The sequence below is a fragment of the Streptomyces sp. NPDC040432 genome, from assembly GCF_055595445.1.
This window is the reverse complement of the sequence record NZ_JBVIVP010000015.1, coordinates 152,331-166,238: the sequence shown is the minus strand read 5'-3', so window position 1 is coordinate 166,238 and position 13,908 is coordinate 152,331. Positions and strand designations below refer to the sequence as shown.

Annotated in this window: 13 protein-coding genes; 3 read left to right on the top strand and 10 right to left on the bottom strand. The window is 71.2% G+C overall.

Going from position 1 to position 13,908, the window contains the following annotated elements; all coding sequences use genetic code 11:
* Window positions 1–98: 98 nt before the first annotated feature.
* Genes ruvX through ACZ58N_RS26875 form a run of 4 tightly spaced genes read right to left on the bottom strand, consistent with a single transcriptional unit; the run spans window position 99 to window position 4,046 of the window.
* Window positions 99–569, bottom strand: coding sequence for a Holliday junction resolvase RuvX (gene ruvX / locus ACZ58N_RS26890; RefSeq protein WP_471164713.1), 471 nt, complete (start codon window positions 567–569; stop codon window positions 99–101).
* 2 nt (window positions 570–571) lie between these two features.
* Complete coding sequence (alaS, locus tag ACZ58N_RS26885) at window positions 572–3,241, bottom strand: alanine--tRNA ligase (RefSeq protein ID WP_471164710.1); 2,670 nt, start codon at window positions 3,239–3,241, stop codon at window positions 572–574.
* The gene (locus ACZ58N_RS26880; protein WP_471164707.1) at window positions 3,241–3,594 is read right to left on the bottom strand and encodes a DUF6167 family protein; all 354 of its coding nucleotides are present in this window, start codon (window positions 3,592–3,594) and stop codon (window positions 3,241–3,243) included. Before ACZ58N_RS26880 ends, alaS begins: the two co-directional genes overlap by 1 nt.
* Before the next feature lie 8 nt (window positions 3,595–3,602).
* Window positions 3,603–4,046, bottom strand: coding sequence for a DUF948 domain-containing protein (locus ACZ58N_RS26875; protein WP_471164704.1), 444 nt, complete (start codon window positions 4,044–4,046; stop codon window positions 3,603–3,605).
* A 145-nt stretch (window positions 4,047–4,191) separates the two neighbouring features.
* On the opposite strand from ACZ58N_RS26875, the gene ACZ58N_RS26870 reads away from it, so the two are divergent.
* Window positions 4,192–6,399 (top strand): ATP-binding protein, encoded by a 2,208-nt coding sequence (locus tag ACZ58N_RS26870; RefSeq protein ID WP_471164703.1) that lies wholly within the window; start codon window positions 4,192–4,194, stop codon window positions 6,397–6,399.
* Window positions 6,400–6,419: 20 nt separating this feature from the next.
* On the opposite strand, the gene rpsD is transcribed toward ACZ58N_RS26870, so the two are convergent.
* Window positions 6,420–7,031, bottom strand: a complete 612-nt coding sequence (rpsD, locus tag ACZ58N_RS26865) for a 30S ribosomal protein S4 (RefSeq protein ID WP_030294564.1) — start codon at window positions 7,029–7,031, stop codon at window positions 6,420–6,422.
* A gap of 55 nt (window positions 7,032–7,086) precedes the next feature.
* Between rpsD and ACZ58N_RS26860 the strand changes: the two genes are divergently transcribed.
* A complete protein-coding gene (locus tag ACZ58N_RS26860; protein WP_471164700.1) occupies window positions 7,087–7,998 on the top strand; it encodes a DUF2470 domain-containing protein in 912 nt (303 codons plus the stop codon).
* On the opposite strand, the gene ACZ58N_RS26855 is transcribed toward ACZ58N_RS26860, so the two are convergent.
* From ACZ58N_RS26855 to ACZ58N_RS26835, 5 genes are all read right to left on the bottom strand, one after another.
* Window positions 7,995–8,711 (bottom strand): HNH endonuclease family protein, encoded by a 717-nt coding sequence (locus tag ACZ58N_RS26855; RefSeq protein WP_471164698.1) that lies wholly within the window; start codon window positions 8,709–8,711, stop codon window positions 7,995–7,997. The two genes, ACZ58N_RS26860 and ACZ58N_RS26855, sit on opposite strands and share 4 nt — an antisense overlap.
* Before the next feature lie 57 nt (window positions 8,712–8,768).
* On the bottom strand, window positions 8,769–10,121 hold the full coding sequence (locus ACZ58N_RS26850) for a replication-associated recombination protein A (protein ID WP_471164697.1): 1,353 nt from the start codon (window positions 10,119–10,121) through the stop codon (window positions 8,769–8,771).
* Window positions 10,122–10,165: 44 nt separating this feature from the next.
* The gene (locus ACZ58N_RS26845) at window positions 10,166–10,780 is read right to left on the bottom strand and encodes a vitamin K epoxide reductase family protein (RefSeq protein ID WP_471164695.1); all 615 of its coding nucleotides are present in this window, start codon (window positions 10,778–10,780) and stop codon (window positions 10,166–10,168) included.
* Window positions 10,781–10,929: 149 nt separating this feature from the next.
* The gene (hisS, locus tag ACZ58N_RS26840) at window positions 10,930–12,189 is read right to left on the bottom strand and encodes a histidine--tRNA ligase (protein WP_471164693.1); all 1,260 of its coding nucleotides are present in this window, start codon (window positions 12,187–12,189) and stop codon (window positions 10,930–10,932) included.
* 10 nt (window positions 12,190–12,199) lie between these two features.
* Window positions 12,200–12,913, bottom strand: a complete 714-nt coding sequence (locus ACZ58N_RS26835) for an MBL fold metallo-hydrolase (RefSeq protein WP_471164690.1) — start codon at window positions 12,911–12,913, stop codon at window positions 12,200–12,202.
* 152 nt (window positions 12,914–13,065) lie between these two features.
* On the opposite strand from ACZ58N_RS26835, the gene ACZ58N_RS26830 reads away from it, so the two are divergent.
* Complete coding sequence (locus ACZ58N_RS26830; protein ID WP_471164687.1) at window positions 13,066–13,851, top strand: peptidylprolyl isomerase; 786 nt, start codon at window positions 13,066–13,068, stop codon at window positions 13,849–13,851.
* Window positions 13,852–13,908 lie beyond the last annotated feature (57 nt).

The following is a 13,908-nucleotide window of genomic DNA, read 5'->3' as shown; positions in this document are numbered from 1 at the left end:
CGGCTTTTCGTCGGCCGCGACACCCGGTTCCGCCTCTTTAGTGGTGGCGACGGCTGTTCGAATGCCGTCTCATTTCGCGGAACGTTACCGTATCGCGATCAGACAACCACTTCGACGCACTCGCCGGGCGGATTACCTGATACCCGTTCGGTCTCCAGGGCGTTCTGCAGGATCACCACGGCGGCCGCCTGGTCGATGACCGAACGGCCTTTCTTGGCGTTCTTGCCCGATGCCCGGAGCCCCTGGGCGGCGGTGACCGTGGTCATCCGCTCGTCCACCAGTCGGACCGTCACCGGTTTGATGCCCTTGGCCAGCTCGTTCGCGAAGGCGCGCACCTTGACCGCGGCCGGGCCCTCCCGCCCGCTGAGCGAGCGGGGAAGACCGACGACGACCTCCAGCGGCTCGTATTCCGCGACGAGCTGCCGCAACCGCCGGTGGGCGGCCGGAACGTCCCGGCCCGGGACGGTTTCCACCGGTGTGGCCAGCACCCCGTCGGGGTCGCAGGACGCGACCCCGATACGGGCGTCACCGACGTCTACGGCCAGCCGGCGGCCGCGGCGCAGCGTCATCGTCAGGCCGTCTCGGCGACGAGGCGCTCGACGGCGCCGATGGCCTCCGGGACGGCGGCCGCGTTCTGGCCACCGCCCTGGGCGACGTCCGGCTTGCCGCCACCGCCGCCGCCGAGGGTCTTGGCGGCGGCGCGCACCAGGTCACCGGCCTTGAGGCCGCGCTCGCGGGCCGCCTCGTTGGTGGCGATGACGGTGAGCGGGCGGTCGTTCGCCACGGTGAACAGGGCCACGACGGCCGGACGGTCGCCCTGGATGCGGCCGCGCACGTCGAGGACGAGCTTGCGCAGGTCGTCGGCGCCGGTGCCGTCCGGCACCTGGCCGACGACGAGGGCGACGCCGCGGATGTCCTGGGCGGCGGCGGCCAGACCGGCCGCGGCCTGGAGGACCTTCTCCGCGCGGAACTTCTCGATCTCCTTCTCGGCGTCCTTCAGCTTGCCGAGCATGGAGGCGATCTTCTCCGGGAGCTCCTCGGGGCGGCCCTTGACCAGTTCCTGGAGCTGGGCGACGACCGTGTGCTCCTTGGCGAGGAAGTTGTACGCGTCCACGCCCACCAGCGCCTCGACGCGGCGCACGCCGGAACCGATGGAGGATTCGCCGAGCAGCTTCACCAGGCCCAGCTGGGCGGTGTTGCCGACGTGCGTACCGCCGCACAGCTCCTTGGAGAAGTCACCGATCGTGACGACGCGCACGCGCTCGCCGTACTTCTCGCCGAATTCGGCGATGGCGCCCTGCTTCTTCGCCTCGTCGATGCTCATGATCTCGGCGGTGACGTCGAGCTCGCGCGACAGCACGTCGTTGATCTTCTGCTCGACGTCGGTGAGGACCGACCCGGGGACGGCGTTCGGCGAGCCGAAGTCGAAGCGGAAGCGACCGGGCGAGTTCTCGGAGCCGGCCTGGGCGGCCGTCGGGCCGAGGGCGTCGCGCAGTGCCTGGTGGGTCAGGTGGGTGGCCGAGTGGGCGCGGGCGATGGCCCGGCGGCGGTTGATGTCGATGGCGGCGTACGCGGAGGCACCGACCGTCACCTCGCCGACCTGGACGGAGCCCTTGTGCACGGAGACACCGGGGACCGGCTGCTGGACGTCGCGGATCTCGATCACGGCGCCGGAGTCGAGCCGGATCCGGCCCTGGTCGGCGAGCTGGCCGCCGCCCTCGGCGTAGAAGGGGGTGCGGTCGAGGACGACCTCGACCTCGTCGCCCTCGGTGGCGGCCGGCGAGGAGACGCCGTTGACCAGCAGGCCGACGATGGTGGACTCGCCCTGGGTGGTGGCGTAACCGGTGAACTCGGTGGCGCCGGAGCCGTCGGCGATCTCACGGTAGGCGGACATGTCCGCGTGCCCGGTCTTCTTGGCCCTGGCGTCGGCCTTGGCCCGGTCCCGCTGCTCCTGCATGAGGCGGCGGAACCCGGGCTCGTCCACGGCGAGGCCCTGCTCGGCGGCCATCTCCAGGGTGAGGTCGATCGGGAAGCCCCAGGTGTCGTGGAGCAGGAACGCCTTGTCGCCGGCGAGGACGGTGCCACCGGCGGCCTTGGTCTCCGACACGGCGGTGTCGAGGATGTTCGTGCCGCCCTTGATGGCCTTGAGGAAGGCGGCCTCCTCCGCGAGCGCGACGGTCTCGATGCGCTTGCGGTCGGTGATCAGCTCCGGGTACTGGGCGCCCATCGTGTCGATCACGACGCCGATGAGGTCCTGGACGACCGGGCCGGTGGCGCCCATGAGGCGCATGTTGCGGATGGCGCGGCGCATGATGCGGCGCAGGACGTAGCCGCGGCCCTCGTTGCCGGGGGTGACGCCGTCACCGATGAGCATGGCGGAGGTGCGGATGTGGTCGGCGACCACGCGGAGCGAGACGTCGGTGCCCTGGGCGGCGCCGTAGCGCACGCCGGTCAGCTCGGTGGCCTTGTCCATGACCACGCGCAGGGTGTCGGTCTCGTACATGTTCTGCACGCCCTGCAGGATCATGGCGAGACGTTCCAGGCCGAGGCCGGTGTCGATGTTCTTCGACGGCAGGTCGCCGAGGATCGGGAAGTCCTCCTTCCCGTCTCCGGCGCCGCGCTCGTACTGCATGAAGACCAGGTTCCAGATCTCCACGTAGCGCTCGTCGTTGACGGCGGGGCCGCCCTCGACGCCGAACTCGGGACCGCGGTCGTAGTTGATCTCCGAGCACGGGCCGCAGGGGCCGGGGACGCCCATGGACCAGAAGTTGTCCTTCTTGCCCAGACGCTGGATGCGCTCGGCGGGGACGCCGATGACGTCGCGCCAGATCTGCTCGGCCTCGTCGTCGTCGAGGTAGACGGTGATCCAGAGCTTCTCGGGCTCCAGGCCGTAGCCACCGTCCGCCACGGAGCTGGTCAGCAGCTCCCAGGCGAACTTGATGGCGCCTTCCTTGAAGTAGTCCCCGAAGGAGAAGTTGCCGCACATCTGGAAGAACGTGCCGTGGCGGGTGGTCTTGCCGACCTCTTCGATGTCCGGGGTGCGGACGCACTTCTGCACGCTGGTGAGCGTGGGGGCGGGCGGCTTGACCTCGCCCAGGAAGTACGGCTTGAACGGCACCATGCCCGCGGGCACCAGCAGCAGAGTCGGGTCGTCCGCGATGAGCGACGCCGAAGGGACAACGGCGTGACCGCGCTCCTCGAAGAAGCTCAGCCAGCGGCGGCGGATTTCAGCCGACTCCATCAGTGGTCCTCATTCCGGTTGTACGCAACCGCCGAGCGGTTGGTTCGGTGGGTGTTCTTGTCGTGCTCGATGGCCCGTAGCTGTCGCGGCCCGGGGAGGGCGGTGACGTTGCCGGGCCGATCGGGGTCCTGGGTCAACCCCAGTGCGTCGTTCAGCTCGTCCTCGCGCTGCGTCATTCCCGCCTTGACGTCGAGGGCGAAGTCCTTGAGGCGGTGCCCCGCCTCCACCGCCTTGTCCGCGGCCTGTGCGGCGAGGCTCTCCGGCGTCAGCTTCTTGAGCTGACGATTGACCTTGGTGGTGGCCCACACACCGGCGGCGGCGCCTGCGGTGAACCAGAAGGCTCGGCGGAACATCGGCGGTCTCAGCCCTTCTGCTTCCGGCGGCGGGGCGTCGGCACGGTGCGGCCGACGATCACGGTGCGCCGGGACGTCTTCTGCGGGTCGCGGCCGGTCGCCGCCCCGTCCGCGCGGCCGAGGGCCCGGCGGACGCCGTAGCCGAAGGCAGCGACCTTGACCAGCGGCCCGCCGAAGGTGGAGGCCACGGTGGAGGACAGGGCGGAGGCGTTGGAGGTGACCTCCTGCACGTCGCTGGCGATGGCGTCGACCCGGTCGATCTGGGTGCGCGCGGAGCGGACGGTGGTGGAGGCGTCCGCGAGCAGCGGCACGGCCTGCTCCGTCACGTCGGCCACCAGCTTCGTCGTCGCCTTCAGCACCTGGGCGAGCCTCACCAGTACGACGGCGAGGAAGGAGACCAGGATGGCCCAGAAGACGGCCACGAGGATCCCGGCCACCTCACCACCGGACACGATGCACCGCTCCCTGAATCGGAAAACCTATGGAGAAAGTCTCCTCCGACCTTATCGCGCCGGAGATCCGCCGCCGTACCGGAATTCGAGGGCCGGCGCCATCGCCTTGTACGCAGCGCGCCCGGACCAGTACCCTCCGTGTCCCATGCGACAGAGACCCTTCCGAATCAGGACCCGGGGCAATCTTCCCTCGGAGCTCAGCGGGTTCGTCGGGCGGGGTGGCGAACTGGCCCGACTGGGGCGGCTCCTGGATTCCGCGCGGCTGGTGACGGTCACCGGGGTGGGCGGGGTGGGCAAGTCCCGGCTGGCTCTGGCGGCGGCCCGGGCGGCCGCCGGTGCGCCGCCGGACGGGCTCGGTGAGGGGTCGGGGTCAAGCTCGGGGTGGGGTGCGCAGGAACGCCACTTCGACGGGGTGTGGCTGGTCGAGTTGTCGGGTGTCCGGGATCCGGCGTTGCTGGAGTTCACCCTCGCCGAGGCGCTCGGGCTGACGGACCACACCACCCGGCCGCCCCGGACCGTCCTGGCGGAGCACCTGTCGGGGCGGCGGCTGCTGCTGGTCGTGGACGGCTTCGAGCAGTTGGTCGAGGAGACGGCCGAGCTGCTGGCGGAGCTGCTGCGCCGCTCCCCCGGCCTGCGGGTGCTCGCGGCGGGCCGGCGCACGCTCGGCGTGGAGGGCGAACAGGTCTTCCCGCTGGCGCCGCTGGAGCCCGCCGGGGCCCTGGAGCTGCTGGTCGGGCGGGCGGTCGCCGCCGACCCGTCCTTCACCGTGACGGAGGCGGACCGTCCGCTGCTGATCGAGCTGTGCGCCCGGCTCGACGGGATCCCGCTGGCCCTGGAGCTGGCGGCGGGCCGGCTGCGGGCCCTGTCGCCCGCCCAGGTGCTCGCCCGGCTGGAGGACCGCTTCGCGCTGCTGACCGGTGGCGCGCGCGGGGCGCCGCCCCGGCACCGGGCGCTGAGGACGGCGATCGGGTGGAGCCACGAGCTGTGCGCCCCCGCCGAGCGGCTGTTGTGGGCCCGACTGTCGGTCTTCGCCGGGCAGTTCGACCTGGACGCCGCCGAGTACGTGTGCGCGGGCCCCGACCTGCCGGTGGACTCCGTGCTCGACGTGGTCGGGGAGCTCCTCGCCCAGTCCCTGCTGGTCCGGGAGGAGACCCCGGCCGGGGTCCGCTACCGGATGCTGGAGACCGTACGGCTGTACGGGGCGGGCTGGCTGGAGTCCCAGGGTGACGCCACCCGCCTGCGACGGCGCCACCGGGACTGGTACATGGGCCTGGCCACCTGGTGCGAGCTGGACTGGTTCAGCCCGCGCCAGCAGGAGGTGGCGGCCCTCGTGGAGGCCGAGCTGCCCAACCTGCGCCTCGCCCTGGAGTGCTGCCTGGACGAGCCGGAGGAACTGCACCTGGGCCAGTACCTGGCCGGCACCCTGTGGTTCTACTGGGCGGGGTGCGGCCGGCTGACGGAGGGCCGCCACTGGCTGGACCGGACCCTGGAGCCCCTCCCGGGCGACGGGCAGGACGAGTACGAGGGCTCCCGGCTCAAGGCGCTGTGGGTGCTCGGCTACGTGGCGGCGCTCCAGGGCGACGCGGTGGCGTCGATGAGCGCCCTCCACGAGTGCCGCGACGGCGCGCGGCGGACCGGGAACCGGGTGGCGGCGGCGTACGCGGTGCACCGGATGGGCTGCCTCGCCCTGGTCTCGGACGACATGGTGCGGGCCGGGGAGCTGCTGGGCTCGGCGCTGGACCTGTACCGGGAGGCCGGGGAGCTGAACAGCAACGTGCTGATGTGCCAGGTGGAGCTGGCGATGGCGATGGCCTTCCAGGGCGAGCTCGCGGGCGCGGCCACGCTGTGCGAGGAGGTCCGGGAGATCTGCGAGGACCGCGGGGAACGCTGGACGAAGGCGTACGCCCTGTACGTGTTGGCCTACGCGGCGCTGGACGCCGGGGACACGGTCGGCGCCCGGCGGCTGCTGACCGAGTGCGTGACCGTCAACCACGCGTTCCGGGACCTGGTGGGGCTGGTGCTGGCGGTGGAGCTGCTGGCCCTGGTCACCGTCACCGAGGGCAGGCCGGCCGAGGCGGCGGTGCTCCAGGGCGCGGCGGAGCCGATGTGGGGCGGGGTCGGGCTGCGGTTGTTCGGCTCGGGGTACTTCAACGCGCCCCGGCTGATGTGTCAGGAGCGGGCCGGTGAGGCGCTGGGTCCCGCGCGGTACGCGGCGCACGCCGCCGAGGGGCGGCAGTTGAGCGTGGACGCCCTGGTCCTGCGGGCGCGGTGGGTGCCCGGCCGGGACGGGGGTCCGAGAACGGGAAAACCCGCCGCCCCCCGGAGGGGACGACGGGTTGACACCAGCCTGTGAGGGCTACGCCTGCCGACGGATCAGCGGGCGTAGTACTCGACGACGAGCTGCTCGTCGCAGATGACCGGGATTTCCTTGCGGTTCGGGTCACGGTCCAGGCGGAAGGCCAGGGCCTTCAGGTTGACCTGCAGGTAGCGCGGGGTCTCGCCCTCGCCTGCGTAGCCACCCTCACGGGCAACCTGGAACGGAACCTTCTCGCGGCTGCGCTCGCGCACGGTGATGACGTCGTCCGGGCGGACACGGAACGACGGCTTGTCGACCTTGCCACCGTTGACCTCGATGTGGCCGTGCACGACCATCTGACGGGCCTGGTAGATGGTGCGGGCGATGCCCGAACGCAGGACCAGGGCGTCGAGGCGACGCTCAAGCTCGACGACGAGCGCCTCGCCGGTCTTGCCTTCGGCCTTCTTCGCGCGGTCGTACGCACGGGCCATCTGGCGCTCGGAGATGTCGTACTGCGCGCGCAGACGCTGCTTCTCCAGCAGACGGACCTTGTAGTCCGAGTTCTGCTTGCGGCCACGGCCGTGCTCGCCCGGCGGGTAGGGGCGGGCCTCGAAGTACTTGACGGCCTTCGGGGTCAGCGCGATGCCGAGGGCACGCGACTTCTTGACCTTGGGTCGCTTCTGGTTCACGTGGAACCTACCTCCATGTAAGTTAGGTGAGGCTTACCTTAGCGAGGAGGACGTAATGTCTCGACCACATGGGATCCCCCTGCCCAGTGCGCGGCGAAGTTCGGGTTCCAACGAAACGGAATCCGCTTTCGACGACGATAGGCAAGGTCAGCCGCGTCCCAGGGAAGGCGTTCGGCAGCTCACCGGAGCCGAACGCGTACGAACCCTCGTAGAGTCCAACGCCTCAGTATCCCTCACCCTGCCGGGTGCTCGTGACAGTCACGAGTCCGAAGAGTTCGGGATGGGGATGCCGGCCGCACGGACCGTCACCCCGGACGGGGACGTGATTCTCCTTGTTTCCGGGGAATCCACGGCTGCCAGGGCAGCCGCTCACGCCCAGGACGACGACCTCACGGCCGTGATCGAGATCACGGACGTGGCGCCGGTGTCCGTGCCACATCGTATCCGAGGCCGCGCATGGCTGGCCGGGTGGCTGACGCCGGTGCGCGGGGACGACCGCGCGACCTGCGCCGCGCTCCTCGCGGAGCGGCGCCCGGTGGGCGAACTGCTGGGCATGTCCGAGTCCCTCGACGCGCCCCACACCAGCCGACCCGCCTGGATGATGCTGCGCCTGGAGGTCGGCGAGATCTCGGTGGACGACCTGTGGGGCGCCGAGCACGTGGACCCCGAGGACCTCGCCGGGGCCGAGCCCGACCCGATGGTCGCGCACGAGACGGAGCTCCTCCAGCACCTGCACGCCTCCCACGGCGACCGGATCGCGGACCTGTGCGGACTCCTCGGGCCCCGCGAGGCGCAGGGCATGCGGGCCGTCCCGCTCGCCCTGGACCGCCTCGGCCTGCGCGTGCGCTTCAGCGGGGAGGCGCAGGAATCCTCCTTCGACGCCCGGTTCGACTTTCCCGAGCCGGTCACGGACATCTGCGGCCTGCGCCGCGCCATGCACACCCTCTTCTCGGCCGCGTCCCACTAACCGGGGCAGGTCGCCAGCAGCTCCTCCAGCGCCGCCTTCTCGGGCGGCGTCACGGAGAGCCCGTACTTGGCCTTGATGCCGGTGTACCGGCGTCCGTACTCGCACCAGGACGCGCGCCGCGGCGGTTTCCACTTGTCCGCGGTCCTGCTGCCCTTGTCCTGGTTCGTCTGCTTGTCCACGGCGAGCAGCACGTCGAGGTCGTTGGCGTACTCCAGCCTGCGCCCCGGCGTCCAGGCGTACGCGCCGCCCCGCCAGGCGGCGCCGAGGGCGACCACGTGGTCGGTCTGGATCTGCGAGGCGCGTCGGTAGGAGTAGGGGAGCCGGGTGCCGGTGTACGGGTCGTCCAGTACCCCGGAGATCACCACGCAGGGGTTCCGGTCGCCCTCGCGCAGCTCCTTCAGGTCCCGCCGCAGGACGTCGTCACGGGTGTCGCAGCCGTTGCGGCCGCCGATGGCGTCCGTCTCGTCCGACCAGTACCGGCCGAACTCCTCCCGCCGGTAGGTCTGCCAGTTCTTGCCCCATTCCACCTTCAGCCCCGCCAGCCGCTCCTTCGCGGCGGCCGCGGTGGGCGGGAATCCGGGGCTCGCCGTGGGGACCTTGGCGAGGAACGCCGGCGCGCTGCCCCGCACCGGGTCCGGTTGGTCGTGATGGCAGCCGCCGAGCAACAGCAGCGTCGCCGATGTCGCGGCGATGAGCGGAGCGCGGCGTCCCATGGCCCGGAGGGTACGCCCGACCCCGGCGCGGGATCCGGCGGCGCGCGACGCCCGACGTCAGGACCCGCCGCGCAGCCGCTCCCGCACCTTGTCCACCACGTCCGCGTACCTGGCCTCGGCTCCGTAGCGGGTCGGCTCGTAGTACCGCTTGCCGTGGATCTCGTCCGGGGCGTACTGCTGCGCCGCGATGGCGCCCGGCACGTCGTGCGGATAGACGTACCCCTGGGCGTGGCCCAGTTTGGCCGCCCCCTTGTAGTGCCCGTCGCGCAGGTGCGGCGGCACCGTGCCCGCCAGTCCGGCCCGTACGTCGGCCAGCGCGGCGCCGATGGCGGTGGTGGCGGTGTTCGACTTGGGGGCGAGCGCCAGGGCGATGGTGGCGTGCGACAGGGTGAGCGCCGCCTCCGGGAAGCCGATCATGGCGACGGCCTGGGCCGCCGCGACGGCGAGCGGCAGGGCCGTCGGGTCGGCCAGTCCGATGTCCTCGCTCGCGGAGATCATCAGGCGGCGGGCGATGAACCGGGGGTCCTCCCCCGCGTCGATCATCCGGGCCAGGTAGTGCAACGCCGCGTCCACGTCGGAGCCGCGGATCGATTTGATCAGCGCGCTCGCCACGTCGTAGTGCTGGTCGCCGTCCTTGTCGTACCGGACGGCCGCGCGGTCCACCGCCTCCTCGACGGTCTGCAGGGTGATCTCGCCCTCGCCCTTGGCGATGGCCGAGCCGGCCGCCGCCTCCAGGGCGGTGAGCGCCCGGCGGGCGTCGCCGCCGGCGATGCGCAGCAGGTGCGCCTCCGCGTCCGCCGGCAGGGTCACGGCTCCGTCGAGGCCACGGTCCTCGGTCAGCGCGCGGCGCATCAGCGCGCTCAGGTCCCCGTCCGTCAGGGGTTCGAGGGTGAGCAGCAGGGAGCGGGACAGCAGGGGCGAGATGATCGAGAAGTACGGGTTCTCCGTGGTCGCAGCGATCAGGGTGACCCAGCGGTTCTCCACGGCCGGGAGCAGGGAGTCCTGCTGGGCCTTGCTGAAGCGGTGGATCTCGTCGAGGAAGAGGACGGTGTCCTTGCCGTAGCCGCCGGCGGCCCGTTTGGCCCCCTCGATGACCGCGCGGACCTCCTTGACGCCCGCCGTGATCGCCGAGAGTTCCACGAAGCGCTTCTGCGTCGCCTGGCTGACCACGTAGGCGAGGGTCGTCTTGCCGATGCCGGGCGGCCCCCAGAGGATCACCGACGAGGCGCCGGCCGGGCCGCCGGCGCCCTCCCCCACCAGTCGGCGCAGCGGCGAGCCGGGCTTCAGCAGGTGCTGCTGCCCGACCACCTCGTCCAGGGTGCGGGGGCGCATCCGGACCGCCAGCGGCGAGGCCGAGGGGTCGTTCGCCCGGCGTTCCTCGGCGGCGGCGGTGAAGAGGTCTGGTTCCACACCGAAAGCCTATGCGAGGCCACCGACAGTCCCGGCCGGGTGGCTCAGGAGGTCCAGAAGTCCCACCAGCGGGTCAGGATCAGCATGCCGATGATCCCGACGTGCAGGACGGGCAGCACCCAGGTGAACTCGTCGAGGAAGCCGCGCAGCCAGGCAGGGGCGGGAATCAGGCCCTGGCGCACGTTGTGCGAGGTGACGTACCAGAACATGACGATCGTGGCGACCCAGGCGAGGCAGCACCACAGGCAGAGCGAGTTGATGTTGTACAGCGACTGGTAGGTGAGCCAGGCGCAGAACACGACACCGAAGAGGGTGCCCGCGTTGAGGGTCAGCCAGTACCAGGGGCGGAAGCGCGCCCCCGCGAGCAGGCTCATGCCGACGCAGACGACGATGCCGTAGGCGACCAGTCCGAGCATGGGGTTCGGGAAGCCGAACACGGCCGCCTGGTCGCTCTTCATGATGTTGCCGCAGGAGACGATCGGGTTCAGGCTGCAGCCCGGGGTGAAGTTCGGGTCCTCCAGCAGCTTGAACTTGTCGATCGTGATCACCCAGGCCGCGAGCAGGCCCGCGGCTCCCGTGATCACCAGCAGCAGCGCCAGGGCGCGGCTGCCGCCGAACGTCCGGGGGTCGGTTTCCGTGCCCGCACCTGTTGTCGTCATACCCGCCCGCTCCGCATCCGCAAGGTCATCAAGCACCGGCCATTGTGCCGTACGGGGGTACCTGTCGGCCGTTCGATGGGGATAAGGACGCGGGGGCGGTACGGGGACGGCCGGTCCCCGTACCGCCCCCGTGGGCGGGCTGTCGCCGGTCAGGCCAGGCGGGCCCGGACCTCGGCGACCAGGTCGGTCAGGGCCACCGGGCCCTGTTCGCCGGACTCCATGTCCTTGAGCTGGACGACGCCCTCGGCGATGTCGCGGTCGCCCGCGACGACGGCGAAGCGGGCACCGCTGCGGTTCGCGTCCTTCATGGCGCCCTTGAGGCCCTTGCCGCCGTACGACATGTCGGCGGCGACGCCCTCCTTGCGCAGCTGCGTCACCAGCCCGAACACCGTCGGCTTGGCCTCGCCCAGGGCCACCGCGAACACCGTCGTGGCCGCCGGGATGTCCAGGACGACGCCCTCGGCCTCCAGGGCGAGCACCGTGCGGTCCACGCCGAGCGCCCAGCCCACGGACGGCAGCGCCGGTCCGCCGATCATCTCGGACAGGCCGTCGTAGCGGCCCCCGCCGCCGACCGCGGACTGCGCGCCCAGCCCGTCGTGGACGAACTCGAAGGTGGTGCGCGTGTAGTAGTCGAGCCCGCGCACGAGCTTCTCGTCGTCCTCGAAGGCCACGCCCGCGGCCGTGATCAGCGCCCGGACCTCCTCGTGGTAGGCCTTGCAGGCGTCGCACAGGAAGTCGCGCAGCGCGGGGGCGCCGACCAGCTGCTTCTGGACCTCGGGGCGCTTGTCGTCGAGGACGCGCAGCGGGTTGATCTCCGCGCGGCGGACGGTCTCCTCGTCCAGGTCCAGTCCGCCCAGGAACGACTGGAGGGCCTCCCGGTAGACGGGACGGCACTCCTTGTCGCCGAGCGAGTTCAGCAGGATCCGGAAGTTGCTCAGGCCCAGACCTCGGTAGGCCTGGTCGGCCAGGATGATCAGCTCGGCGTCGAGGGCCGGGTCCTCGGCGCCGATCGCCTCGGCACCGACCTGCGAGAAGTGGCGGTAGCGGCCCTTCTGGGGGCGTTCGTAGCGGTAGTACGAGCCCGAGTACCAGAGCTTCGCCGGCAGGTTGCCCTGCTTGTGCAGGCTGGCCTCCAGGGCCGCGCGGAGCACGGAGGCGGTGCCCTCCGGGCGCAGGGCGAGGTTCGAACCGCCCTTGGTGGTGAGGGTGAACATCTCCTTGGTCACGATGTCGGTGGACTCCCCGACACCGCGCGCGAACAGGTTCACGTCCTCGAAGCCGGGGGTCTCGATGTAGCCGTATCCGGCCGTGCGCAGCGGGGCGGAGATGGCCTCGCGGACCGCCAGGTACTTCGCCGAGTGGGGCGGGATCAGGTCGTACGTGCCCTTGGGGGCCTTGAAGGTGCTCACGGAGCTCTCGTCACATTCCTCGTCGTGGAGCGGCTTTCGGGTCCGCTGCCGGGCCGGCGGCGACCTCCCGCAGGTACGGGTTGGTCGTCCGCTCGCGGCCGATGGTGGTCTGGGGGCCGTGGCCGGACAGCACCACGGTGGAGTCGTCGAGCGGCAGGCACACGCGGGCCAGCGATTCGAGGATCTCGGCGTGGGAGCCGCCGGGCAGGTCGGTACGTCCGATGGAGCCGGCGAAGAGCAGGTCACCCGAGAAGAGGACCGGCGGGACGTCGGCCAGCTCGGGCATCCTGAAGGTCACCGACCCCTTGGTATGCCCGGGCGCGTGCGCCACGGAGAACTCCATCCCGGCGAGCCTCAGGCTGCTGCCGTCGCTGAGCTCGCGGACGTCGTCCGGCTCCCCCACGGTCAGCTCCCCCATGAGCGGCATCCCGATCGAACGGCCGAGGGCCTTCTCCGGGTCGCTCATCATGTAGCGGTCCTCGGGGTGGATCCAGGCCGGTACGTCGTGCGCCCCGCACACCGGGACCACCGAGGCGACGTGGTCGATGTGGCCGTGGGTGAGGACGACCGCGACGGGCTTGAGCCGATGCTTCTTCAGCGTTTCCTCGACGCCCTGGGCCGCTTGGTGGCCCGGGTCGATGATCACGCACTCCTCACCCGCGGCGGGGGCGACCAGGTAGCAATTGGTCCCCCAGGCCCCGGCGGGGAACCCGGCAATCAGCACGTTCGTCCTCAATCGTCGTCCGGCGGGAGGCAGCGGATCGGAATCTGCTGCTCAGAGCCTACCGGCGCCGCTCATTACACAGCGAACCCATATACGGTACGGCCTAACCCAGCCCGGACAGCGGTACCAGAGACGCACAAGGAGACGACCCGGTGGTCACGAGCGATCAGCGTCGGCGACAGCTCGCCAGGGAGAAGTACGAGCGCCAGCAGCAGCGCAGGGCCGCGGCCCGGCGCAAGTCGAGGCAGCGGCTGGCCGTGATCGGCGCGGCCGCCGCGGTGGTGGTGGCCACTCTGGTGGGCCTCATCGCGGGCGGTGTCTTCGACAGCGAGGACAAGACGGTCGAGCCGGCCGCGGACGCGTCCCCCTCGGCCGCCCCCACTCCCACGCCCAAGCAGTCGCCGCCGGCCATGGCGATCGACGACAAGGCGAAGTACACGTTCGACCTGAAGACGAGCGCGGGCGCGATCAAGTTCGAGATGGACGCGGCGAAGACCCCGCAGACCGTGAACTCGTTCAAGGCGCTCGCCGACAAGGGCTTCTTCGACAACACGAAGTGCCACCGCCTGGTGACCGGCGGGATCTTCGTCCTTCAGTGCGGTGACCCCGAGGGCACCGGTTCCGGCGGCCCGGGCTACAACATCCCGGACGAGAACCTGGACGCGCTGGGCAAGCCGAACGAGCAGGGCCAGGTCATCTACCCGGCGGGCACCGTCGCGATGGCCAACACCGGTCAGCCCGGGAGCGGCGGCAGCCAGTTCTTCCTGGTCTACAAGGACAGCCCGCTGGCTCCCACGTACACGCCCTTCGGCAGGATCGACCCGGCCGGCGTGAAGGTCCTGGAGGAAGTCGCGAAGGCGGGTACGGCCACCGGGACCCCGGACGGCGCTCCGAAGACCCCCGTGACCATCGAGAAGGGCACGGTCACCAAGAACTGACCGGTCCGGCGACCGTCGGGCCGGGCCGGCCCGCCTCCCGCGGGTCCCCCGTACGTC